Genomic DNA, 24,186 nt, shown 5'->3' with positions numbered 1-24,186 from the left:
AACTGGACGAACGCCGCCGCTGTGGGCGGGACAGTCGACCGGTTCGCTGTCGAACGATTGATTACTGTGAGGGCGTGACACTCGTACACCAACCGATCGCGGCGTCTCGGACCGCTCGCCGCCGTGACGCCGCGTTTCCCTTCCAATGAGCGACACCCATCACTCCCCGGAGACCGACCCGAGAGCAGCGTACGACTACCAGAGCGAGACGGTGCGCCGGGCCGGCCTGGTCGACGATCTCGAGGACCGGGTCGACGGCGACGTTCGCTTCGACGAGTACTCCCGCCAGCTGTACGCCACCGACGCCTCGGCCTACGAGGTGACGCCGATCGGCGTCGTCTTCCCGGCGTCGACCGAGGACGTCGCCGCCGTGATGGAGTACTGCTCACGGCGAGAGATCCCGGTGCTCCCTCGGGGCGGCGGGACGAGCCTCGCCGGACAGGCCGTCAACGAGGCCGTCGTGCTGGATTTCACCCGGCACATGGACGGACTGCTCGGCGTCGATCCCGACGACGCGACGGCGCGAGTCCAGGCGGGCGCGATCGTCGACGAGCTCAACGCCGCCCTCGATCCCCACGACCTGAAGTTCGCGCCGGACCCGGCCGCCGGGAATCGAAGCGCGGTCGGCGGCGCCATCGGCAACAACTCCACGGGCGCCCACTCGCTGAAGTACGGCAAGACCGACGCGTACGTCCGGGAAGTCGAGGTCGTGCTCGCAGACGGCACGGTGACGGCGCTCGGCGAGGTGTCGCTCGACGAACTCCGGAGGACGGCCGATCCCGACGGCGACCTCGAAGCCCGGATCTACGCCGCCGTCGCCGATGTCGTCGACGAGCGCAGCGACGCCGTCCGCGAGGTGTTCCCCCAGCTCAAGCGCAACGTCTCGGGGTATAATCTGGACAGGCTCCTCGACGAGGCCGAAGACGGCTCGGTCAACCTCGCCCGGCTGCTCGCGGGCAGCGAGGGGACGATCGCGGTGATCACGGAGGCGACGCTCGACCTCGAACCGATCCCCGAGACGAAGTCGATGGCGCTGCTGACCTACGAGGACCTGCTCGACGCGATGGAGGACGTGGCGCCGATCCTCGATCACGACCCTGCCGCGGTCGAAGTGCTCGACGGCGTGCTGCTCGATCTCGCCCGCGAGACGGAGGAGTTCGGCGACCTCGTCGAGATGCTCCCCGAGGGTACCCGCGCCGTCCTGCTCGTCGAGTTCTACGCCGACGACGACGCCGAGGGGATGGACGCCGTCGCCGATCTGCTCGCCGACCGGGTGCCCGATGCCACGAGCGAGGTGGCGCCGGCCGACGGCGCAGCGTCGATCACGGCGGCCCCGCAGCAGGCGTTCGCCGCGCGCGAGGCGCACGAACCGGCCGAGCGCGCGCAGTTCTGGAAGCTCCGAAAGTCCGGCCTGCCGATCCTGCTCTCCCGGACGAGCGACGCCAAGCACATTTCCTTCATCGAGGACACCGCGGTGCCGCCCGAGAACCTGCCCGAGTACGTCGCGGATGTCCAGCAGGTGCTCGAGGATCACGACACGTTCGCTTCCTTCTACGCCCACGCCGGGCCCGGCTGTCTGCACATCCGCCCGCTGATCGACACCAAATCGCCCGCCGGCGTCGACCGCATGGAATCGCTGGCCGACGCCATCACCGATCTCGTCGTCGAGTACGGCGGCAGCGTCTCCGGCGAGCACGGCGACGGCCGCGCGCGCACCCAGTGGAACCACAAGCTGTACGGCGAGGACGTCTGGCAGGTGTTTCGCGACCTCAAATCGGCGTTCGACCCAGACTGGTTGCTGAATCCGGGACAGGTCTGCGGCCTGTCTCCCGACCGCGTCGCGGCGGCCACCGGTGCCGGGTCGGCGTCCGGCGGTGCGGAAGCGGCGTCCAGCGACTCGGGCGCGGCGTCAAGCGGCGCGAGCGACGCCGACGCCACCCTGCCGGACATGACCGAGAACCTCCGGTTCGATCCCGACTACGAGTTCGACGCCGGCTTCGAGCCGACCATGGAGTGGTCGAACGACAACGGGTTCCAGGGGATGGCCGAGCTCTGTCACGGCTGTGGCGGTTGTCGCGGCGGGCAGGACACCACCGGCGGCGTGATGTGTCCGACCTACCGGGCGGCCGACGAGGAGATCACCAGCACGCGCGGGCGTGCGAACGCGCTTCGGCAGGCGATGAGCGGCGACCTGCCCGACGACGAGGTGTTTTCCGACGAGTTCGTCACCGAGGTGCTCGACCTGTGTATCGGCTGCAAGGGCTGCGCCCGTGACTGCCCCAGCGAGGTCGACATGGCGAAGATGAAAGCCGAGCTGACCCACGAGTACCACCAGCACGAGGGCGCGAGCCTGCGCGATCGCCTGTTCGCGAACGTCGAACTGGCCGCCAAGCTCGGCTCGGCGACGGCGCCGCTCTCGAACTGGCTGACCAAACTGCCGGGCGCCGGCGTCCTCGCCGAGAAGGCGCTGGGGATCGCCCGCGAGCGGGACCTCCCGACGTTCGAGCGCCGGTCGTTCGTCGGCCGGATGGCCGATCGCGATCCCGCGGTCGGCGTCGAGGACGCCGAGCGCAAGGCGCTGGTGTTCCCGGACACGTACACGAACTACAGCGACCCCGAGATCGGGATGGCCGCCGTGCGCGCGCTCGAAGCCGCGGGCGTCCACGTCGCCGTGCCCACCGAAGTCACCGGCAGCGGTCGCCCGGCGTTCTCGAAGGGCTTTCTCGATCTCGCTCGCGAGCGCGCCCGTCACAACGTCGAGGAACTCGCGCCGCTCGTCGACGACGGCTGGGACGTCGTCGTCGTCGAGCCGTCCGACGCCGTCATGCTCCAGTCGGACTACCGCGATCTACTGACCGGCGACGCGGTCGACCGCGTCGCGGGCAACACGTTCGGCGTGCTGGAGTACCTCGACCTGTTCGAGTTCGATCTGCCGGCCGACGCCGACGGCGAATCGGTCACCTACCACGGCCACTGTCACCAGACCGCGACCAAGCGCGAACTCCACGCCCCCGCGGTGCTCGAACGCGCCGGCTACGACATCGACGTGCTCGACAGCGGCTGCTGTGGCATGGCCGGAAGCTTCGGCTACGAGGAAGAACACTACTCGATGAGTCAGGCGATCGGCTCGATCCTGTTCGATCAGGTCGAAGCGAGCGGCGACGAGACGGTGACGGCGCCGGGTACCTCCTGTCGCAGCCAGCTCGCCGAACGCGACGCGGGTGCGGAGAAACCGGCCCATCCCGTCGAACTGCTCGACCGGGCGCTGTGAGCCTGCGTCGAAAGCCCAGACACGAGCTCAGGAGCGGATCTCGATCTCGGTGCTGGCGTACAGCCCTCGCTCGGCGGGATCGTCGACGTCGACGAACGCGGCGATCTCGTACCGTCCCTCGTCGGCGTCGGTCCACTCGCTGGCGCCCGTTTTGAACGTCTGGCGCCAGGTGCGCGAGAACGCCTTGGTCTCGCTGCGGGCGAACGTCAGGTACTCGCGGCGGTCCGGCGGGTCGACGTCGTCGGCGCGGGCGTCCTGCCGGACGCCGTCGATCGACCAGTCCCAGCGCACCGGCGTCGGCGTCCGGATCGCGATCGGGACCGGCGCACGATTTCGCATCACGATTCGGATCCCGACCGGGTCGCCCGGCGCGTACGTCTCGCGGTCCGTCTCGACGTCGACGGCGATCGATCGGTCCCGGAGCGGCGTCGGCACGACGAGCTTGCTGACGCCGCCCCAGTCGAGCATCGACGGGAGGCGATTGCCCGCGGCGTCGTCGTCACCGTCGCTCGGCCCGTGTGGCTCCTCTCCGCGTCGCAGTGCCTCCGATTCGTAGATCCGCCGCATTGGTCTCCGGTACTCGCCGCGTCGGCAAAAGAGTGTGGTCGCCGAACGATCAGTCGTCGGCGGTCGTCTCGGTACCGAGATCCGCGCCGTCGGCGTCGACCCATCCCGCCTCGTACTGCGGGTCGAACAGGTGACACGCGGCCTCGCCGGACTCGGTGTCGCGAAGTTCGGGATCGTCGGCGACACACGGCGTCGCGAACTCGGTCCGGAGCCGGTCGGCCGCCGCCTCGAACTCGTCCCGTGCGACTTCGGCCAGCGCCTCGGACAGCACGGCGTCGGCCGACGAATCGGCGAGTTCGGGCGGGATGTCGTGTCGCTCGCGAATCTCGCGGGCGATCGCTTCGGGCGCGAGGTCGTCCTCGCCGCCGGCGCCGCTCGCCTCGGCGGCGTCGGAGCGGGCCGCTTCGAGATCGACGGCGCCGTCCTCGATTTTCGTCCGCAGCGTCAGCACCGAGCGCCAGGTGGACTGCTCGAACTCGTAGTCCGCCGGCTGGATCACGCGCGGACAGCGCGTGTGGAACTTGCAGCCTTCCGGCGGATCGATCGGCGAGGGCACCGTCCCTTCGAGCACGATGCGGTCCTCGGCCCAGAGCGGGTCGGGCTCGGGGATCGCGGACAGCAGCGCCTCGGTGTAGGGATGGTGTGGCGGCTCGAAGATTTCCTCGGGCGTCCCGATCTCGACGATCTCACCCAGGTACATCACCGCGATCCGGTCGGCGATGTGCTCGACGACCGAGAGGTCGTGGGCGATGAAGAGATAGGACAGCCCGAACTCCTCCTGAAGATCCTCCAGCAGATTCAGGATCTGGGCCTGCACCGAGACGTCCAGCGCCGAGACGGGCTCGTCGCAGACGACGAACTCGGGGTCGACCGCGAGCGCCCGCGCGATGCCGATGCGCTGGCGCTGCCCGCCGGAGAACTCGTGGGGGTAGCGGTTGGCGTGGCTCGCGCTCAGGCCGACCGTCTCCAGCAACTCCTTGACGCGCTCGTCGCGGGTCTGCCCCTCGGCGAGCCCGTGGATGTCGAGCGCCTCGCCGACGATGTCGCTGATCGTCAGGCGCGGATTGAGGCTGGAAAAGGGGTTCTGGAAGATGAACTGCAGGTCCTTCCGTCGCTCCCGCAGTTCGCCGTCCGACAGTTCGGTCAGGTCCTCGCCGCGGTAGTAGATCTCGCCCTCGGTCGGGTCCTCTAGCTGTAGCAGCGTCCGCCCGAGAGTGCTTTTCCCGCAGCCGCTCTCGCCGACGAGGCCGAGCGTCTCGCCCTCTCGAATTTCGAGGTCGACGCCGTCGACGGCCTTGACCCACTCGCGACCGCCGAGCAGTCGATCGACGAAACCGGAGTCGTTGGAGTAGTACTTCGTGAGTCCGTCCGCGGTGATCAGCGGTTCGTTACTCATCGAGTTCACCTCCGTTTCGGTCGCGAGCGCCACGCTCCGACCGATCGCCGCCGTCCGTATCGATGCCGGCGGGGTCCGCTTCCTCGGGCCCGGTGCCGCGATCCGGGCGCTCGCGCGGGTCGGCGCCGCTGATTTCGACCTCGAAGTCCAGATCGCCCGTGAGGTCGCCGGTGTACTCGAGGCAGGCGGCCACGTGCTGGTCGTGCGCCGCCGGATCGGGCGACTCGCCCGTCTCGGCGTCGACCAGCGGCGGTTCGTTGTGGACGCACGCGTCCTCGGCGTACGGACAGCGCGGGTGGAAGTCACAGCCCGGCGGCAGCTCGATCAGGTCCGGCATCGTGCCGGGGATCGTCTGGAGCCGCTCGCGTTCGTCGCCGATCCGCGGGATCGATCCCATCAGCCCGGCGGTGTAGGGGTGTTTGGGATCGTAGTACAGATCCTCGACGGGCGCCGTCTCGACGGCGCTGCCGGCGTACATCACCATCACGCGGTCGCAGATGTCCGCGATCACGCCGAGGTCGTGGGTGATCATCTGGATCGCGGTGTCGAACTCGTCGGCCAGATCCTTGAGCAGTTCGAGGATCTGGGCCTCGATCGTCACGTCGAGCGCGGTCGTCGGCTCGTCGCAGATCAGCAGGTCCGGATCACACGACAGGGCGATGGCGATCACCGCGCGCTGTTGCATCCCGCCGCTGAACTGGTGTGGGTAGTCCGAGTAGCGCTCCTCGGCGTCGGGAATGCCGACGGTTTCGAGCATCTCGATCGCCCGCTCGCGGGCCGCCTCTTCGTCGTAGTCGAGATGGTGACGGATCGCCTCGGCGACCTGCTCGCCGACGCTGTAGACGGGGTTGAGCGCCGTCTCGGCGTCCTGAAACACCATCGCGATCCGGTTGCCTCGCAGCTTGCGCATCGCGTCGTCCGGCGCGCGCAGCAGTTCGAGATAGCGTCGGTCGCCGTCGTGGACGACGAAGTCGTCTTCGGCGACCAGCCCGGCGTCGGCGCCGAACCCGCCGTCGAGGATGTCGTCGAGGTCGATCACGCCCTCGGCCGCCAGTTCCGACGGCGGGACGTCCTCGTACCGATCGTCGCCGGTGAGCTGGACGCCGCTGACGTCCCGGTCGTCCAGCCGCGCGGCGGCAGTCTCGACGTCGTGATTCGCCCGGACAGCGTCGAGGTCGACGACGTTGTCGGGGTACTCGGACTCGAACCGGTCGAGCGCGTCGTCGTCGCGGAAGCGGATGCTGCCGCTCTCGATCCGGCCGGGATACTCCAGCAGCCGCATCAGCGAGAGGCTGGTGACGCTCTTGCCGGCGCCGCTCTCGCCGACGACGCCGAACGTTTCGCCGGCCTCGATCTGGTAGGAGAGGTCGTTAACAGCCTTGACGACGCCGTCTTCCGTGTAGAACCGTACGTTCAGGTCCTCCACTTCGATCAGCGCCATCTACCGGAACCCTCCTTCGGTGCCGCCGCTTTCGCTTTGCGGATCGAACGCCTCGCGGACGCCGTCGCCGACGAGGTTGATCGCCATCACGAACGCGAAGATGGCCAGCCCGGGGAACAGGGTGATCCACCACTGGCCCCGGTGGAGCGTCTGCTGACTGTTCGAGAGCATGCTCCCCCACTCGGCGCTCGACGGGGGAAGCCCCAGGCCGAGGAAGCCCAGCGAGGCCGCCGCCAGCACGACGCTGCCGATCGAGAGGGTCGCCTGAACGATCACGGGCGCCATCGCGTTCGGAACGATGTGCCGGAAGATCACCGCCCGGTCTCTGGCCCCCAGCGCCTTCGCCGCGGTGACGTACTCGTTTTCTTTGACGCTGAGGATCTCGCCGCGGATAATGCGGGCGTAGGGGAGCCAGCCCACCACGACCAGCGCCGCGATCATGTTCCAGTACCCCTTGCCGACGATCGCGACGATGGCGATCGCCAGCACGAGGAACGGGAAGGCGTACAGCGCGTCGACCAGGCGCATGATCGCCTCGTCGATCCAGCCGCCGTAGTAGCCCGCGACCGCACCGAGCGGGACGCCGACGAACACCGCGAGTCCGACGGCGATGAAGCCGATCGACAGACTCCAGCGGCCGCCGAACAGCACGCGCGAGAAGATGTCGCGACCGGCCCAGTCGGTACCGAAGAGGTACTTGGCCGAGGGAGCCTGCGTCGCGACGTCGTACCGGTGCGTGCTCGGCGAGTACGGCGCGATCGAGAACGGCTGGACGGTCGTCCCAGCGATCTCGATCGGCCTGGCGAAGATCGCCAGCAGCGTCATCAGGAGGATGACCGTGAGCCCGAACACCGCCGCACGGTTACCCTTGAACCGCTGCCAGGCGTAGTACATCCGCCCTTTGGCTTCTTCGGATTGCAGTTCGGGTTCCCAGTCGGAGAGATCTTCCCGCTCGTCGACCGTCTGGGTGTCGTAACCCGTGATTCGAATACGTCCTCGTTCCTGTGACATAGTCAGTATCTGATGCGCGGATCGAGCCACGCGTACGCGATGTCCGCGACCAGGTTCGCGAACACGATCGTTACGCCGATCATCAGCACCGTCGCCTGGATGATCGGGAAGTCACGCTGTGAGACGGCGTTCAGCAGCAATCGGCCGATGCCCGGATAGGAGAACACCTGTTCGATGACGACCGCACCGTTGACGATGAAGGCGATCTGGAGCGCCGCCACGGTCACGACCGCGATCATCGAGTTGCGGACGACGTGCTTGATCACAACGGTCCGCTCGGGGAGTCCCTTGGCGCGGGCCATCGTGACGTAGTCCTTGTTGAGTTCCTCGACCATCGAGGACCGCATCAACCGCATGAGCAGAGCTGAGGAGGCGGTGCCGATCGTGACCGCCGGCAGCAGCGTGAACATGATCATGTTGTAGCTCAACAGCGGATAGGACGTGGGCGGTAACACCGGGAACAGGCCGAGCCGGACGCTGAAGATCAGGATCAGGATCAGCCCGAGCCAGAAGTTGGGCAACGAGACGCCCAGCAGTGCGAACACTCGGCTAACTTCGTCGGCCAACTCGCCCTTCTTGTAGGCGGCGATGATCCCCGTCGGGATCGAGATTATCAGCGCGACCCCCAGCGACATGACACCGAGCAGGACGGTGTAGGGGAGCCGCGACAGGATCTCTTCGGTGACGTTCCGCTCGGAGATGATCGACTGGCCGAACTCGAGCTGGATCGCGTCACCGAGCCACAGCACGTATTGCTTCCAGATCGGTTCGTTGAGGTTGTACTGGGCTCGCAACTGCTGGACGGTCTCGTCGTCGATCTCGGAGAACTGCGTCATGTACGCCACGGGGTCGCCGGGCAGCAGGTGCGACATCATGAACGTGACGAGCGTCACTATCAGTAGAACCGGAATCGTCACGAGCAATCGCTTTGCGACGTATCGTCGAAGAGACATTATTTGGGAGGGTGGTTAGCCGTCGTACTCGATCTCCTGACCGAGTGCGGGGCTGTAGATGCCCGAGTAGTCGGCGCTGGCGCTCGGGTGGACCTGGAAGTCGCTGATCACATCGCGCGTCGCCATGAGCCGCTTGCCGTGCCAGAGGAACGTGACGGGCACGTCCTGGGCGAGGATCTCGGCGATGTCCTTGTAGATCGGCCCTCGCTGGTCGGCCCCGAACGTCGTCTGGCCCTCCTGCATCAGGGAGTCCAGTTCCTCGTTCGAGTAGTGATTGATGTTGTACCCGTTCGGCGTGAACTGGTCGGTTGCGAACAACTGGTAGACGAAGGAGTCGGGATCCGCGCTGGCGGTCCAGCCGAGTGCGACCATGTCGCTCGTTTCGGCAGCCGGCCCCGTGATGAACTCGACGTAGGAACTCCACTCCATCACGTTGACGCTGACCTCGAAGTACTCCGTCTCGGAGAGCGTGTTCGCGATGACTTCACACCAGCGCTGGCGCACGGGGTTCTCGTTCGTGCGGATCTCGGTCTGGTACGGCGCTTCGATTCCCTCCTCGCTGAACGCCTCGTCGAGCAGGGTCGTCGCGGCGTCGACGTCCTCGCCGACGTACTCGTCGAGGAGGCGCTGTTCGAAGTCCTCGTCCCAGTAGGGATCTCCGAGGATCGGCGGGTACGGACTCGAACCCTTGACGGCGGTGCCATTGAACACCGCGTCTCCGACGATGTCGTCCCGCGGGATCATTCGGGTGATGCCCCGTCGCATCTTCTCGTTCTGGAACGGGCCGCTGTTGACCGGGTAGATCAGGAAGTCGAAGGTGATCCCGTCGTTCCGGTTCAGCGTGAGATTACCGTCGTCCTCGACCGTCGGGACGTCCATCGGCGGGACCTGATTGATCGCGTTGACGTCGCCCCCCTGAATCGCGTTGAACTGGGCGGAGGGATCGACGACCACTCGCAGGTTGACCTCGTCGAGTGGCGCCTCGCCGGAGAAGTCGCCGGCATCGTTGACGTCGCCCCACCAGTAGTTATCGAACTTGGTCGCGACGAAGCGGTCGTCCTGAGACCAGGACTCGAACTGGAACGGGCCGGTCCCTTGCGACTCGTCGTCCAGCGGCGTTTCGCCGTCAGCAGGGCTCGTCGTTCCGGCGGGGACGATCAAGACGCCCGAGAGATCCGCCAGGAACGGCGCGTACGGCCGGGAGAGGTTGAGTTGGATCTCGTAGTCGCCGAGAATCTCGCTGGAGTCGTACCAGCTCGCCACCACGGCCGTGTTGACGGTTCCCTGATACCGTTCGATCGAGTGCTGGACGTCCTCGGCGGTCATCTCGTCGCCGTTGTGGAACTGGACGCCTTCCCGGAGCATGAACCGGAACGTCGTGTCGTCGACCCGCTCCCAGTCTCGGGCCAGCACCGGCTGGGGATTCAGATCGAAGTCGAACCCGACGAGCGGTTCGTACATCAGATCGATGCAACTGGACGACGAGGCGTCGGCCGACGCCGCGGGGTCGAACGTCGATGCGTTTGCCCCGAGGGTCCCGAAGTCGGCGGAACCGCCGCCACCGCCGCCGCCGCCGTCGACGCAGCCCGCGAGCCCAAACGCGCCGGCTGCGGCGCTAGTTTTGAGTACGTTACGTCGACTGATTCCTTTCGTAAGTCGACCCTGATTTGTCATGATTCATCACCGCACTAGGGCGATATTCAAGAGTCCACATCCATCCATTAAAAACCTGACGGAGCGGCTCATTTCACCGCTAAGACGATGTGGTCGTCGGGATAACTGCTTTGAACTGTTTGAAACTTAAGTCAGGTTCCGCCTATTACTGCCACAGATGGTCACTAGCGTGTAGTTGACAACTAGGCTAAACGAACGCACACAACAATTATCATATCTGTTCGTTAGCTTCCGATACTGACCGCAATCGGACGTACTCGTCTATAACCGTTGTCATCAACGTTCGCTCACGATGGTGTCGCTGACACCCTGACTCCCGCCGGTGCAGCGGCGCTATCGGCGACACGACGGCAGGAGAATCGGTTGATCGTCGGGGCGGACTTCGGCGGCGATCAGTCCAGCACGACCAGCACGTCACCCATGTCGACGCTCTCACCCTCCGAGACGGCGACTTGCGTGACGGTGCCGCCGGACTCGGCGACGACGTCGTTCTCCATCTTCATCGCCTCGAGCACGCAGATCACGTCGCCGGCGGCGACTTCGTCGCCCTCGTCGACGTTGACTTCGAGAATCGTCCCCTGCATCTCGGCGGTGACGGTCTCGCCCTCGCCGGTGATCTCCGTCCCACCGCTGCCCTCGTCCGGGCCGGCGCTGGCCGGGCGTGACGCCGATGCGCCGCCGGCTTCTGCGGTGATCGGGGCCGCACCGCGCTCTTCGAGGTCGACCTCGAAGCGCTTGCCGTTGACCTCGACGGTGAACTCTCGCTCGACGACGTCTTCGTCCTCGCCGTCGGCCTCGGTCTCGGTGCCCCACTGCTGTTGGGCCTCGGCGATCCGGCTCCGGTCGATCTCCTCGTCGAGGTACTTCGTGGTGTGTTTGCCCTGGACGAACGTCTCGTCGGAGAGCATCAGCCGGTGGAACGGGACGATCGTCACGACGCCGTCGATCTCGTACTCGCGGAGCGCCCGCAGGCTGCGCGCGATGCACTCGTCCCGGTCGCTCCCGTAGACGACGAGCTTCGCGATCATCGAGTCGTAGTCGGTGACGATCTCGTCGCCCTGGCGTAAGGCGTCGTCGAGGCGGACGCCGATCCCGCCCGGCGGGTCGTACGTGTTGAGCTTCCCGCCCGTCGCGGGGGCGAACTCGTCGGCGGCGTTCTCGGCGTTGATCCGGAACTCCATCGCGTGGCCGTCGATCTCGACGTCGTCCTGCTCGAAGCCGAGTTCCTGCCCGGCCGCGATCCGGATCTGCCACTTGACGATGTCGATCCCCGTGATCTCCTCGGTGACGGTGTGTTCGACCTGGATCCGGGTGTTCACCTCGAGGAAGTAGAAGTTCGTATCCGGGCCGAGCAGCTCGCCGTCGGCCCGATTCTCGTCTTCCTCGACGAGGAACTCGACAGTGCCGGCGTTCGTGTACTCGGCCTCTTTGACTCCTCTGCGTGCCGATTCGCCGATCTGCTCGCGTAGTTCGTCGGACAGCGCCGGACTCGGCCCCTCCTCGATAACCTTCTGGTGGCGCCGCTGGAGCGAGCAGTCGCGCTCGCCGAGGTGCCGGACGTTGCCCTCCTGATCGGCGACGATCTGCACCTCGATGTGACGCGGGTTCTCCAGGAATCGCTCCAGATACACGGAATCGTTGTCGAAGTACGCCTCGCCCTCGCGCTTGGCGCTCTGAAGCTGGTCTTCGGCTTCCTCGGGCGACTCGACGATCTTCATCCCGCGGCCGCCGCCCCCGCCTTCGGCCTTGATCGCGACGGGGTAGCCGTGCTCGTCGCCGAACTCTCGGACCTGCTCGGGGTCGGTGACGGGATCGGTCGTCCCCGGAACGATCGGAACGTCGGCCGACTGCATGATCTTCCGGGCCTTCGTCTTCTCGCCGAGCGACTCCATCGCGTCGCTGGCGGGGCCGATCCAGGTGATCTCGGTGTCCTCGACCTTGCTCGCGAACTCGGCGTTCTCCGCGAGGAAGCCGTAGCCGGGGTGGATCGCGTCCGCGTTGGCCTTGCGCGCGGCCTCGATGACCGCCTCGTGGTCCAGGTACGACTCGCTGGCCTTCGCGGGGCCGACGTTGTACGCCTCGTCGGCGTACCGAACGTGCCCGGAGTCCTTGTCGGCGTCGCTGTAGATGGCGACCGTCCCGACGTTGAGCTCCTCACACGCTCGCATCACGCGCACCGCGATCTCGCCGCGGTTCGCGACCAGAACCTTCCGGAACATTCTTGACTGAAGCATCAGCGACCACGTACGTTACTTTACCGGTTCAGGCACCCTCGCCCTGTGAGCGCGCCGCCGATTGCGACAGATCGCTAGACGGCGACAGGATCGAGTCTGGTAGCGGCCGGGACGGCGTCAGAACCGGTCCGTCCGGCCGGCGGCCGTCCACGCGTCGGTCGGCGCGTCCAGCGGCACCCGGTCGCTCCGGTCCTGCGTGGCTTCGGTCCGGCCGGCAAAGGACCAGCGCTTCCCGTCCCAGGTCTCCTCGCCCGCCGCCGCGCGCGCCGCGGCGAGTTCCCGATCCCGGAGGTGCGCGCCGATGGCCGCCGCGATGGCCGCCGCTTCGGCGTCCGTGGCGTCGTCCGGCAGGTCGATCGCGGCGTCGGCGGGCAGAATCTCGCCGACCGGCGCCGCGACGTCCTCGGGATCGGTCGCGGTCGGTGTGTCTGAGCTCCCTGCCATCACAGGGGGATGTTACCGTGTTTCTTGTCGGGCTGGTCCTCTCGCTTCGAGCGGAGCATCTCGAGGTCGTCGATGAGCCGCGGGCGCGTCTCGGTTGGCTCGATCACGTCGTCGAGGTAGCCACGGTCGGCCGCCGTGTATGGGTTGGCGAACTCGTCGCGGTACTCGTCGATCAGTTCCTGACGAAGCGCCTCGGTATCGTCGGCGGCCTCCAGTTCGTCGTCGTACAGCAGGTTGACCGCGCCCTGCGGTCCCATCACTGCGATCTCGGCGGTCGGCCAGGCGTAGTTGACGTCGGCGCCGAGGTGTTTCGAGGCCATCACGCAGTACGCCCCGCCGTAGGCCTTGCGCGTGATCACCGTCATCAGGGGCACCGTCGCCTCCGAGTAGGCGTACAGCAGCTTGGCGCCGTGGCGGATGATCCCGCGGTGCTCCTGATCGGTGCCGGGCATGTAGCCGGGCACGTCGACGAACGTGACGATCGGGATATTGAACGAATCGCAAAAGCGCACGAACCGCGAGGCCTTCATCGAGGAGTCGACGGTGAGCGTCCCGGCGTTCACGCGGGGCTGGTTGGCGACGATCCCGACGGCGTGACCGTCGAGCCGGGAGAAGCCGACGACGATGTTCTTGGCGAAGTTCTCGTTGACCTCGAAGAAGGAGCCCTCGTCCATCACCGAGTCGATCACGTCGACCATGTCGTAGGGCTTCTGCGGGCTCGGCGGGACGATCTCCTCCAGCCGCTCGTCCTTGCGGTCGGGATCGTCCCACGGTTCGACGCGGGGCGGGTCCTCGACGTTGTTCTGCGGGAGATACGACAGCAGCTGTCGGATCTGGTCGAGCGCGGTCTCGTCGTCGGGCACCGCGAACTGCGCGACGCCGGTCGTCGAACTGTGGGTCGACGCCCCGCCCAGCTCTTCGTGGGTCACCGACTCGCCGGTGACCGTCTCGGTGACGCCGGGGCCGGTGATGTACATGTGGCTGGTGTCCTCGACCATGAACACGAAGTCGGTGATCGACGGCGAGTACACCGCGCCGCCGGCACAGGGCCCCATGATCCCGGAGATCTGGGGCACGACGCCGCTGGCCTTCTGGTTGCGGTGGAAGATGTCGGCGAACCCGGCGAGGCTGTTGACCCCCTCCTGAATGCGCGCGCCCGCCGAGTCGTTGAGGCCGATGATCGGGCAGCCGACCTCGATCGCGGTGTCCATCACCTTGCAGATCTTCTCGGCGAACACCTCCCCCAGCGAGCCCCCGAACACGGTGAAGTCGTGGGCGAACACGAACACCTTGCGCCCGTCGACCTCGCCGTAGCCCGTCACGACGCCGTCGGTGAGGATCTGCTTTTCCTCCATCCCGAAGTTGTGGTTGCCGTGGGTCCGGAGCTGGTCGAACTCGTTGAACGTGCCGTCGTCGAGGAAGTACTCGATGCGCTCGCGGGCGGTCATCTTGCCCTTCTCGTGTTGACGCTCGATTCGGGCCTCCCCGCCGCCCGCCTCGGCGTCTTCTCGGAGGTCGCGCAACTCCTCGATACGGTCTTCCATCGTCATGCTGGTGACCTCCCGTTTGTCTCCATACCGCGATTGTCAACCAGCACAGGCAAAAAATTTCTGTCGTGTAGCTGCCTCGAACGATGGCCGGTCCGCAGATCGTGTTGTTGTCTCTGTCATTCATACTGAGAAACTGACAGAATTTCCAACACATCTGATTATCGGGTAGCGGCCCCTTAACACCATTCGTGCCGTTTTCTTGTCAGATATGTCCATTTTCATACACCATTTTTATAAACGTCGCCTGTGGAGTCTGGATTGTATGTCCGAACGAGAAACATGGGCGACGAGAGCGGGGTTCATCCTCGCCGCGGTTGGGAGTGCAGTGGGACTAGGTAACATCTGGCGATTTCCGTTCCAGGTGGGCGAGAACGGCGGTGCGGCGTTCGTCCTCGTCTATCTGCTGTTCGTGATCGCCATCGGTTTCCCGGCGATGCTCGCTGAATTCGTCGTCGGTCGGCGCACGAAGCTCAACCCTGCGGGGGCGTTACGTGATCTGGGCGGGCGGACGTGGGAGTACGTCGGCTACATGTTCCTGTTCACCGCGTTCGTCATTCTGTCGTACTACAGCGTCGTCGCCGGGTGGACGCTCCGGTACACCTACGAAGGGCTCGCCGGCGGCTATGCGGCCGATCTCGCAACGGCCGAGGCTCAGTTCGGGTCGATGGCCAGTGGCCTCGACGCTCTCGCACTGCACGCGGTGTTCATGCTATCGGTGCTGGCCATCGTCGGGCTCGGTATCCGGCAGGGGATCGAACTCGCTGTCAAGGTGATGGTCCCGGCGATCATCGTTCTGGTGATCGGTCTCGCCGCCTACGCGTTCACTCTCGATGGCGCGTCGGCGGCGTACTCGTACTACCTCTCGCCGGATCTGTCGGTGATCGCAAACAATTGGCAGTCGATCCTTCCCGCCGCGGCCGGGCAGGCGTTCTTTACCCTCTCGATCGGGATGGGCGTCATGATCACGTACGCGTCCTACCTCGGTGAGGATCGGAACCTCGTCGAGGACGGAATCATGATCATCAGCCTCGACACGTTGGTTGCGTTCGTGACGGGACTGATCGTGTTCCCGATCATCTTTTCTGCCCCTGGAGTCGCTCCCGGCGACCCGGGCGCTGGCGCGATCTTCGTCGTGCTCGCCGCGGCGTTCGCCGAGATTCCGCTCGGCGGCATCCTCGGTGCGGTCTTCTTCGCGACGGTCGCCATCGCGGCCCTGTCGAGTTCGATCAGCATCTTGGAGGTCGTCGTCTCCTATCTGGTCGACGACCACGGCTACGATCGGTTCCGCGCGACGGCGCTGCTGACCGGCGCGATCTTCCTGCTCGGCATCCCGAGCGCGCTCGACATCATCTTCGTCGACGTATTCGACAAGTTCGTCAACGGCATCCTGCTGGTGCTGGGTGCGCTGATCCTCTCGGCGTTCGTCGGCTGGGTGATTCCTGACGTCGGTGCCGACGAACTGAAAAACGGAATCGGTAACCCGCGAAGTCTGGATACAACCTGGCTCTGGCTGCTTCGGATCCCGGTGCTGGTCGTGCTGGCGGTGGTCGTCGTTCTCGGCGTCCTCGAGTACTACACCTTCCTGACCGAAGACTTCGCCAGTTGGCTGTCCGAACTGTAGCCCGCCGGGACTTACTCGCTTTTAAGCTTCTCCGTACACCGGCACGGCGGCGCCGCTGGTCGGACTGGCGCCGTCGCTACAGAGGAAGACAACGACGCCCGCGATGTCGATCGGATCGACCCACGCATCGTGATCGGCGTCTGGCATCATCTCGCGGTTCGCCGGCGTGTCGATCACGCTCGGCATGACGGCGTTGGCTCGAACGTCGCCCTTGTTCTCCTCGGCCAGCGTCTCGGTCAGCAGCCGCACGCCCGCCTTCGAGGCGCGGTAGGGACCGTCGCCCTCGCCGCCCGACAGCGACGAGCGGGAACTGATGCTGACGATGGCGCCCTCGGCGTCGCGCAGTTCGGAGAGCACGTGCTTGCTCGCCAGAAAGGCGCTCTTGAGGTTGACGTCGAACAGCATGTCGAACTCATCGACCGGCGTCTCCTCGATCGGCTGGCCGCCGCGCCAGGTGCCCGCGACGTTCGCGAGGTAGTCGATCCGGCCGTGGTCGTCGGCGATCTCGGCGATGCCATCCTCGACCGATGCCTCGTCGGTCAGGTCGATCCGGTAGAACTCGGTCCCGTCGTCGGGGTCGAGCAGCGCGTCCTCGTTATCGGGCTCGATCACGTCGACCGCGGCGACGGTCGCACCCGCGTCGCGGAACCGTTCGACGACTGCGCTACCCAGCGCCCCGCAGGCGCCGGTGACGACCGCAACTCTGTCCCCGAAGTCGAAACTGACGGACATACTGGTACTCGCGTCGGCCCGGAAGTTGAATCTGTGGCTCCTACGCGCCGTGACCGGGGCCTCGATTTCGTTTCCCTCCTTTCCCGGGTTTCTCGCACGGGGATGCCCCGGACGCGTCGACGTCCCGAACGAGTTCGACCGAGACGTCTTCGCCGTCGGCGTCGATCGTCACTTCCGCGGCCCCGGCGAACTTGTCGAGAGAGATGGTGACGGTTTCGGCTTCGCCCGGAGCGAGCCCGTCGATGGTGGCGCTCTCGTGGGGAAATCCATCATTCAGTCTGTGATGGCTTCCCTCGACGGTCACCGACTCGATCGTCGCGGGAAATCTATTCGTCACCGTCACGGCGGCGCCGCAACCGTACTTCGATGTCGCGCGCACGTCGACGCCAAGATCGGCGCTGTCGCCGTCGGCGACGTCGACGATCAACTCTCGATCCGCGCTGGCGGCGCCGAACCCGCCCGTTGCGCCGACGAGCGTCGCCGCAGCCAGAAGCGTGCAGATCGCGCCGATCCAGGTGAGCCGGGTCATCTGTCCGAAAGCGCGAACTCGTCGCTACCGAGTCGGTTGCGCGAGGACTGAAGCGCGTGGGCCGCCGACGTCACCCCGAACGTCGCGACGATCAGCACGCAGAGCGCGATCCAGGGCAAGCCACCGAACGGCCCGACATCCAATCCGACCAGCCCGACGAGCGCGCTGCAGACGCCCGTAACCCCGAGGTAACAGTGGCTCCACGGGATGTCCTCGCTGGGGACGTACTCCAGGTACAACTGCGCTTCGCGGGCGCGATCAGTCAGCAGGACTTCGCCGCGCATGTTGTCGTACTCGATCACGCCCGCCTCGTCCATCTTGGGTAGATGCGACTGCCTGAGTGCTGTGTAGACTCGCTTGCGTTCGTCCGCGTCGACCTCGTCGACCGAGACGTCGTTCTCCCACGCTGCGACGTGGTCGACGAGTTCTCGGAGTTCGATTCGCTGCCTGTCCTCCTGTCGCTTCAGGTAGTGCAACACCTGTCGTCGTCGCCCGTTGCTCAACACTTCGAATATCTCCCCTCGCGGAAGCGCCGGCTCCGGCGAGGACCACAGGCCCACTGCCGCCGGTACGTCAGGTCCTTTCATGCGTTGTGTCTCGTGCGTATTTTCCGCCCCTCCAGCGCGACGCGACTCAGCCTCGCACAAGACTATCGCTCGACTGCATATAAATTTACGCTATGTTTTACGGTTGTACTATATACCATCTCTGTATGAATAGAACGCAGGGTGGCTTTGTATACGTTCAACTCATTCCTGAACACAATACAGTGGTCGCCTGGAACCGTTCAGACCTTCCCACGTGAGTTCCCAGGCCCTATTTTCCCACAGCCTGGGAGTGTATACAAAAGAGGGTATGATCCGTTGGAGTGGATAGAGCGCACCGGCGAACCCGGTCGACGGACGATTCGCGGTTCGGACGGTCACGCGCTCGGAGGACTACCAACAATGGAACGACGCAAATTCCTGTTCGGAATCGGAACGGTCGCCGCTGGCGGGGCGGCTGCAATGGGCACCGGCGCGTTCACCAGCGTCGAGGCTGATCGCGGTGTGTCGGTCACGGTTGCCGATGACAGCGGGGCTTTCCTGGCCCTGTCGGAGAGCGACGGACCGAACGCGGCGTACGCCGAAGTCAACGGCGGCGAACTGTCGGTCAGTCTCGACGCCGTCAACGACAACGCGGAGACGATCGTGCGCGACGTGTTCGACATCACGAACAACGGCACCCAGGACGTCTACGTCTGGGCGGAGGAACCGTCCTCCGGCGAGCTCACTGAGGGGAGCCTCAGCATCTTTGCTGACGCGACCCCGAACGGCGATCAGGACGACTGGAGTCTCAACGCACCTGCGGGCAACGTGGACACGTCCGATCCCTCGGACAACCTCAAGCTCGGCCCCGGCGACACGATGGCAGAGGTCGGGTTCATCGTCCGCGACGACTTCGATCCGTCCAACTACGACGGGACGATCACGCTCGTGGCGAAGACCGAGGACGAACTGTAACCTCGCTCGTTCACCGATGACTGTACGGACGAGGGGCGGCCTATGAGGCGACGATCGTTCGTCGTCGGTCTCGGCGGCGTCGCGACTAGCCTCGGGCTCGCGGCGGGCAGCGGGGCGTTCACGAGCGTCGAGGCGGATCGGACGGTCAACGTCGACGTCGAAGAGGATTACGACGCCGTCTTGAAACTCGAGGAAGTCGGCGCCGGCGAGCGCTCCGAGATCGACGGTGGGACCGTCGAGTTCGAGCTTCCGGGCGACGACGACGGCGATTACGCGGGAACAACCCCGACGGGACTCGGCACAGACTCGACCTACCGGTTCGCCGGCGACGCAGCAGACTCCGAGGGCGGTGGACTGTTCACCGTCACGAACCACGGCACACAGCCGGTCGCAGTGTACGGCGCCCAGACGGTCCAGAACGACGTTCCGTCGGTCTCGGTGTTCGACGTCGAAAGCGGAGCGGTGCTGACGGAATCAGCTCCATCGGAGTCGATCGGCGTCGGGGAGTCACTCGCGTGCGGGCTCGAAGTCGACACGCACGGCGTGGATGTTCGGAACGACGAGTACCAGGTCGCGCTCACGATCGGCGCCGCGGCCACGGTGTGACGCGGGGTCGGTCGGTACGAGGCGCGATTTTTTAAGTACACTAATCCAAGAATTTTAAATAGATATAGTAATTAACAATACTATAGATGAGAAAATATCGGGCTGGGCCGTGGTCTCCTCAAATAGATGACTGCCACGGTCCGCACGTATGATCGGTAGCTCGCGCGTCAAAACGGTCGTCGGTGGGGCGGTGCTGATGCTGTCGGCGACGCTCGTCGTTGGCAGTCTGCTCGGCCAGCCCGTTCTGCTGTCCTACGTCGAGACCGACAGCATGGAGCCGACGTTAGCGCCCGGTGACGGGTACGTTTCGATTCCCGCCGAAGTCGCCGGTCCCGTCGAGGAGGGAGATATTATCGTTTTTCGGGCCCAGAAGCTCCACGGCGGCGGTCTCACAACCCATCGCGTCGTCGAGGTCACGGACCAAGGATACGTCACGAAGGGCGACGGGAACCCGTTCACTGATCAGGACGGGACCGAACCGTACGTCACAGACGGACAGGTCGTCGCAACGGCATGGCAGGTTGACGGCAATCCCGTCGTCATCCCGAATCTTGGAACGGGGGTCGAAGCGTTGAACGACGGCGTTGGCGCGGTACAGACGCGAGTGACCGGACTGACCGGGATACGCGCAGTACAGCACACTCACTGGTTAACGTTGCTGCTGTTCGGCGTCGGCGTCCTATCGCTCGTCGCCGGGTCGCTGAAGGATGAGGAACCCGGGCGCAGCCGCGATCGGGACCGTTCGCGTACCGGCGTTTACGACGGGCGTACCGTCGTGGTCGCCGTAGCGGCGGTCGTGTTCCTCGCCGCTGCCGGCAGCATGCTGGTCGCCGGCGGGACGCAGGAGTACGGCATCGTGAGCGCCGAGACGAACTCCGAGGCCGCGAACGTCATTCCGACCGGCGAAACTCGCGATCGATCAGTCACAGTCCGGAACAGAGGCGTCCTCCCCGTGTACGCCGTCACTGAACCCACAAGCCCAGGCGTGGATATCGCTCCGCGGCACCAGCGGGTCGGGTCTCGGGACGCTGCCGCAGCGACGCTGAGCATCACCGCACCGTCCGAGACCGGGTACTACGTCAGGTCGCTTTCCAGATACCAGTACGTCGCCGTCCTTCCGCGGTCCGTCGTGTTGGCGGCCCACTCGGTGCATCCGTGGCTAGCTGTCCTGACAGTTGCGTCCGCACTCGCGGGAGGGACGGCCGGCGCGCTACGAATAGCACTAGGGACTGGATCGATCCGAACACGGACTTCGAACGCTAGCCGAACGATCTCTCGACGATGACAGGCACGACTGACACGCCGGAGCAGCCGTCGAAAACGGTCGACGACACGCCGGGTGGGATCACACACAGAGCACGGGAGTTCGCTGCGACCCAGCTTCCACTCGTCGTTGCCGGGTTGCTGCTGCTTGCGGCGCTGGGGGCCGGCGTCACGTATGCGCCCCACGTCTCTCCCGGCGAACAGACCGAGAGCGAGGTCGTCGGAACGTGGTCCGACGCCGGTCGGTTCGACCACGCCGCGACGGTCCAGCGCGACACCGAGGTGTTCGCGAACGGAACCGAACTGGACGATCGGTCGACGTACTTCACGCGCGCCAGTCCGGAGCTGAACGTCGAGTACGCGTACCGTCATCGGGCGACGAAACCGGCTGCGGTGCGGACGAACCTGTCGCTCGTCGTCCGATCGACCGACGGAGACGACGTGCTCTGGGAGACGACCGAGCGTCTCGATCGAACGTCGTCCGGCGCGCTGGCGCCGGGCGAACGCCAAAACGTGACTGCGACCGTCAACGTCTCGCGAGTCCGCGACCGCATCCGACGGATCGAGACCGACCTCGGCGCTGCGGCAGGAGAACCATCGATCCGGGTCGTCGCGGTGACTGACGCGACCGTGACCGTCGCCGACGAGACCGTCGATCGCAACCGCGAAGACGTGCTGACGATCACGACGGACGGCGGTACCTACGACGTCACGTCCGAGGGCGGGAGTTGGTCGGACGACGTGACTCATCAGCGGACAGTTCCGGCCGAGTACGGCCCGCTCCGGTCGCTGGGCGGGCCCGCACTGGCTCTCGGTGCGATCGCGGGGCTGGTTGGTCTGGGGTGGGCGCACCACACCGGTCGTCTCGGCATCGACCCGCAGCGACGCCGTCGCCGCGCTGTCCGTCGGGAGCGCGAAGAGTTCGACGACTGGATCACCGTCGGGCGGTTGCCCGACGATCTGGGCGGGCGAACGACAGTCGAGACCGAATCGCTCGAAGGGCTGGTCGACGTCGCCATCGACAGCGACCGGCGCGTGGTCGAGGACCCATCGACTGGACTGTTCGCCGTCCTCGACGGCGACGTCGCGTACACGTTCGATCCGCCCGGTACCGACCTCGTTCCAGTCGAGGATTCTGAGCACGTCTCGGAGTCCGACGCCTTCGATGAGACCGAGCCTGCAGATGACGGCGCTGAACCCTCCGATCCGGAGGTTACGGACATCAACGACCTGCTGGGCGACGATTTCGACGTCGAACCACCGCCGTCGGCCGACGAATAGATCGCGACTCTCGGGAGACGACAGTCGTCCTCCCGGGAGACATTTAGGTGAGTGCCAGCCGAAGGGGTCGCCGGATGGAGATCGCCCACCGCGGCTACGCCGCCGAGGCGCCCGAGAACACGATCGCCGCGCTCCGGCGGGCCGGCCGGCGCGCCGACGCCGTCGAGATCGACATCCGACGGTGCGGGTCGGGAGAGCTCGTCGTGCTCCACGACGCCGAGGTGGATCGGCTCACCGACGGGACGGGCCAAGTCTCGGAGCTGTCGCTGTCTGAACTGCGCGCGCTCGACGTGCTCGGGTCGGGCGAGTCGATCCCGACGCTCGACGACGCGCTCGCGGCTGTTCCACAGGGTGTCGCGGTCAACGCCGAACTCAAGGCGTCGGGGATCGCGGCCGACGCGGTCGCCGCCCTCGACGCGGTCGCGAACCGGGCGATCGTCTCGTCGTTCTCCGAGCAGGCGCTGCGGGAGACTCGGGCCTACTCGGCGTCGATCCCGACGGCGTATCTCGCCGACCGGCTCCGCGATCGTCCGGTGACGACCGCCGTGGAACTCGACTGCCAGTTCGTCCATCCGCGATTCACGCTGTGTTTCTACTCGCCGCTGGTCGCCCGCGCTCGCGAGCTCGGCCTCGGCGTCAACGTCTGGACGGTCGACGACCCGCTGGTCGTCCGAGCGCTGTGTCGCCTCGGCGTCGACGGCGTCGTCACCGACCGGAGCGGCGTCGTGCCGGACCGTTACCGCACCGTCGCCGGCGTTCGCGAAGCGTAGGCGGGTCCTACCGGCCGAGACGGCGCTTGTCGGCCGCAAACGACGCTGATCGAGGGAGATCTCGTTTCCCTGATCCTCGAACGCGTCCTGATACCGTCCCGGTAACCGCTCGCTTCGCAACGGTATGGTAAATATATCAATCAGGCCATCTCCCGTCAGCCGAGCGTACCGGCCGCCGCTCTCGCGGAGGCCGTCGCTCAACAATGATCTGGGGGGATCGTCGACGGCGTCGAGCGTATCACGAGGTTCGAATACCGCGTTCGGAGGTGCGAGAGCCGTGACGCCGGGCAGCGACGTGTTGCTCGGCGGCGTCGACGCCTCGCCGTCGCGCTGGCTCGCCAGCGTCGGCTCGCTGTGGGGGCTGGCGATCGCCGTCTACGGCGTCGGCGATCTCGCCTCGACGCTGGTTGGACTGCAGCTCGGCGCCAGCGAGAGCAACCCCATCCCCGCGGCGCTGATCGAACTTGCACCCGGATTTCTCGGCGTTGCTCTCCTGCTGACGCTCTGGAAGGCGGTGACGATGGCGGCGTTCGCGCTCGTCGCCTGGCGCCTGCCCGCGCCGTACGCCGCCGCCATCCCCGCCGGCCTGTGTCTGATCGGCCTGACCGTCGTCAGCTGGAACGCGTCGGTCATCCTCACCGTGTCGACGTGACGCCGCACCGCGATCGCACCCGGCCCACCACGTTGCTGCGCGACGATCGTCTCATTCTCGTCGCGGGCCTTCTGGGGCTGACCGCGTGGCTCCGATTCGATGCCGGAGCCGCGCCGGTCTTGCTCACGACAGCCGGCAGCGACACCCTCCAGCGCCTCATCGCGCCGGGCTCGCTGGCGGCGTCGCGCGAGGACGCGTCGGCGTCACACGGAGGCGTGTTGGCGTCGAGTCGGGGTCACGAAGCGTCCCGTCGGCAGCGTCGGCGCCGGACGCCGATGCTCACTCGCCGACGACGGTCACCGTCACCTCCCGCGATCGCGGACCGTCGAACTCCAGCAGGAGTATCGACTGCCAGCGCCCGAGCGCTAGGTCGCCGTCCTCGACCGGGATCGACTCGCTCGCGCCGACCAGCGTCGCGCGCAGGTGCGAGTCGGCGTTCCCGTCGAGCTGGTCGTGGCGGTGGCCCTCGTCAGGGACGAGCTCCTCGAAGAAACCCTCCGTGTCGTCGCGAAGCCGCGACTCGTTCTCGTTGACGCTGATCCCCGCGGTGGTGTGCTGGACGAACACGGTGCAGATCCCGGTTTCGACGTCGTCGGGGATCGACGCCGCGACGTGATCGGTCACGTCGACGGTGTCGGTGCGCTCGTCGGTCGAGACATCGAATGAACTCGTCGTAGCCATGCGTGAAT

General features: G+C 66.1%; 21 protein-coding genes. 8 read left to right on the top strand and 13 right to left on the bottom strand.

Going from position 1 to position 24,186, the window contains the following annotated elements; genetic code table 11:
* Positions 1–145: 145 nt before the first annotated feature.
* Positions 146–3,271, top strand: a complete 3,126-nt coding sequence (locus NO931_RS09035) for an FAD-binding and (Fe-S)-binding domain-containing protein (RefSeq protein WP_256391330.1) — start codon at positions 146–148, stop codon at positions 3,269–3,271.
* 27 nt (positions 3,272–3,298) lie between these two features.
* On the opposite strand, the gene NO931_RS09030 is transcribed toward NO931_RS09035, so the two are convergent.
* The 9 genes from NO931_RS09030 to NO931_RS08990 form a co-directional block, all read right to left on the bottom strand.
* On the bottom strand, positions 3,299–3,838 hold the full coding sequence (locus NO931_RS09030; RefSeq protein ID WP_256391329.1) for a DUF7974 family protein: 540 nt from the start codon (positions 3,836–3,838) through the stop codon (positions 3,299–3,301).
* Positions 3,839–3,887: 49 nt separating this feature from the next.
* The gene (locus NO931_RS09025; protein WP_259371395.1) at positions 3,888–5,234 is read right to left on the bottom strand and encodes an ABC transporter ATP-binding protein; all 1,347 of its coding nucleotides are present in this window, start codon (positions 5,232–5,234) and stop codon (positions 3,888–3,890) included.
* Positions 5,227–6,675: an ABC transporter ATP-binding protein gene (locus tag NO931_RS09020; RefSeq protein WP_256391328.1), complete on the bottom strand. Its 1,449-nt coding sequence runs from the start codon at positions 6,673–6,675 to the stop codon at positions 5,227–5,229. The genes NO931_RS09025 and NO931_RS09020 overlap by 8 nt, the downstream gene beginning before the upstream one ends.
* On the bottom strand, positions 6,676–7,686 hold the full coding sequence (locus tag NO931_RS09015) for an ABC transporter permease (RefSeq protein ID WP_256391327.1): 1,011 nt from the start codon (positions 7,684–7,686) through the stop codon (positions 6,676–6,678).
* Between the two features lie 2 nt (positions 7,687–7,688).
* Complete coding sequence (locus NO931_RS09010) at positions 7,689–8,639, bottom strand: ABC transporter permease (protein ID WP_256391326.1); 951 nt, start codon at positions 8,637–8,639, stop codon at positions 7,689–7,691.
* Between the two features lie 15 nt (positions 8,640–8,654).
* Positions 8,655–10,313, bottom strand: coding sequence for an ABC transporter substrate-binding protein (locus tag NO931_RS09005; RefSeq protein WP_256391325.1), 1,659 nt, complete (start codon positions 10,311–10,313; stop codon positions 8,655–8,657).
* Positions 10,314–10,705: 392 nt separating this feature from the next.
* Positions 10,706–12,532 carry an acetyl-CoA carboxylase biotin carboxylase subunit gene (locus NO931_RS09000; protein ID WP_256391392.1) on the bottom strand — a complete coding sequence of 609 codons (1,827 nt, stop codon included), beginning with the start codon at positions 12,530–12,532 and terminating at the stop codon, positions 10,706–10,708.
* A 132-nt stretch (positions 12,533–12,664) separates the two neighbouring features.
* On the bottom strand, positions 12,665–12,991 hold the full coding sequence (locus NO931_RS08995; protein WP_310737311.1) for a DUF8022 family protein: 327 nt from the start codon (positions 12,989–12,991) through the stop codon (positions 12,665–12,667).
* On the bottom strand, positions 12,991–14,535 hold the full coding sequence (locus NO931_RS08990) for an acyl-CoA carboxylase subunit beta (protein WP_375142031.1): 1,545 nt from the start codon (positions 14,533–14,535) through the stop codon (positions 12,991–12,993). Before NO931_RS08990 ends, NO931_RS08995 begins: the two co-directional genes overlap by 1 nt.
* A gap of 268 nt (positions 14,536–14,803) precedes the next feature.
* On the opposite strand from NO931_RS08990, the gene NO931_RS08985 reads away from it, so the two are divergent.
* Entirely contained in the window at positions 14,804–16,162 is a 1,359-nt protein-coding gene (locus NO931_RS08985; RefSeq protein WP_256391323.1) for a sodium-dependent transporter, read from the top strand.
* Between the two features lie 21 nt (positions 16,163–16,183).
* Here NO931_RS08985 and NO931_RS08980 read toward each other — a convergent pair whose 3' ends face one another.
* From NO931_RS08980 to NO931_RS08970, 3 genes are read right to left on the bottom strand one after another with little or no spacing between them, the layout of a single operon-like run.
* A complete protein-coding gene (locus tag NO931_RS08980; RefSeq protein ID WP_256391322.1) occupies positions 16,184–16,894 on the bottom strand; it encodes an SDR family oxidoreductase in 711 nt (236 codons plus the stop codon).
* A gap of 40 nt (positions 16,895–16,934) precedes the next feature.
* Positions 16,935–17,423: a hypothetical protein gene (locus NO931_RS08975; RefSeq protein ID WP_256391321.1), complete on the bottom strand. Its 489-nt coding sequence runs from the start codon at positions 17,421–17,423 to the stop codon at positions 16,935–16,937.
* Positions 17,420–17,929, bottom strand: coding sequence for a DUF7344 domain-containing protein (locus NO931_RS08970; RefSeq protein WP_375142030.1), 510 nt, complete (start codon positions 17,927–17,929; stop codon positions 17,420–17,422). The genes NO931_RS08975 and NO931_RS08970 overlap by 4 nt, the downstream gene beginning before the upstream one ends.
* 441 nt (positions 17,930–18,370) lie before the next feature.
* Here NO931_RS08970 and NO931_RS08965 point away from each other — a divergent pair, with 441 nt between their 5' ends.
* The 6 genes from NO931_RS08965 to NO931_RS08940 all read left to right on the top strand — a co-directional run bounded on the left by NO931_RS08965 (position 18,371) and on the right by NO931_RS08940 (position 23,497).
* A complete protein-coding gene (locus tag NO931_RS08965) occupies positions 18,371–18,925 on the top strand; it encodes a hypothetical protein (RefSeq protein ID WP_256391319.1) in 555 nt (184 codons plus the stop codon).
* Positions 18,926–18,967: 42 nt separating this feature from the next.
* Positions 18,968–19,531 (top strand): hypothetical protein, encoded by a 564-nt coding sequence (locus NO931_RS08960; RefSeq protein ID WP_256391318.1) that lies wholly within the window; start codon positions 18,968–18,970, stop codon positions 19,529–19,531.
* 148 nt (positions 19,532–19,679) lie between these two features.
* Positions 19,680–20,816, top strand: coding sequence for a S24/S26 family peptidase (locus NO931_RS08955; protein ID WP_256391317.1), 1,137 nt, complete (start codon positions 19,680–19,682; stop codon positions 20,814–20,816).
* Positions 20,813–22,075 (top strand): DUF5305 domain-containing protein, encoded by a 1,263-nt coding sequence (locus NO931_RS08950; protein WP_256391316.1) that lies wholly within the window; start codon positions 20,813–20,815, stop codon positions 22,073–22,075. The genes NO931_RS08955 and NO931_RS08950 overlap by 4 nt, the downstream gene beginning before the upstream one ends.
* Before the next feature lie 47 nt (positions 22,076–22,122).
* Positions 22,123–22,845, top strand: coding sequence for a glycerophosphodiester phosphodiesterase (locus NO931_RS08945; protein WP_256391315.1), 723 nt, complete (start codon positions 22,123–22,125; stop codon positions 22,843–22,845).
* A gap of 277 nt (positions 22,846–23,122) precedes the next feature.
* A complete protein-coding gene (locus NO931_RS08940; protein WP_256391314.1) occupies positions 23,123–23,497 on the top strand; it encodes a DUF5658 family protein in 375 nt (124 codons plus the stop codon).
* Between the two features lie 279 nt (positions 23,498–23,776).
* Here the strand turns inward: NO931_RS08940 and NO931_RS08935 are convergent, their stop codons facing one another.
* Positions 23,777–24,178 carry a secondary thiamine-phosphate synthase enzyme YjbQ gene (locus tag NO931_RS08935; RefSeq protein ID WP_256391313.1) on the bottom strand — a complete coding sequence of 134 codons (402 nt, stop codon included), beginning with the start codon at positions 24,176–24,178 and terminating at the stop codon, positions 23,777–23,779.
* Between the last annotated feature and the right edge of the window lie 8 nt (positions 24,179–24,186).

The organism is Natronoarchaeum rubrum, from assembly GCF_024494695.1.
The sequence above is the reverse complement of the archived record's forward strand: the minus strand, read 5'-3'. Positions and strand labels throughout refer to the sequence as shown.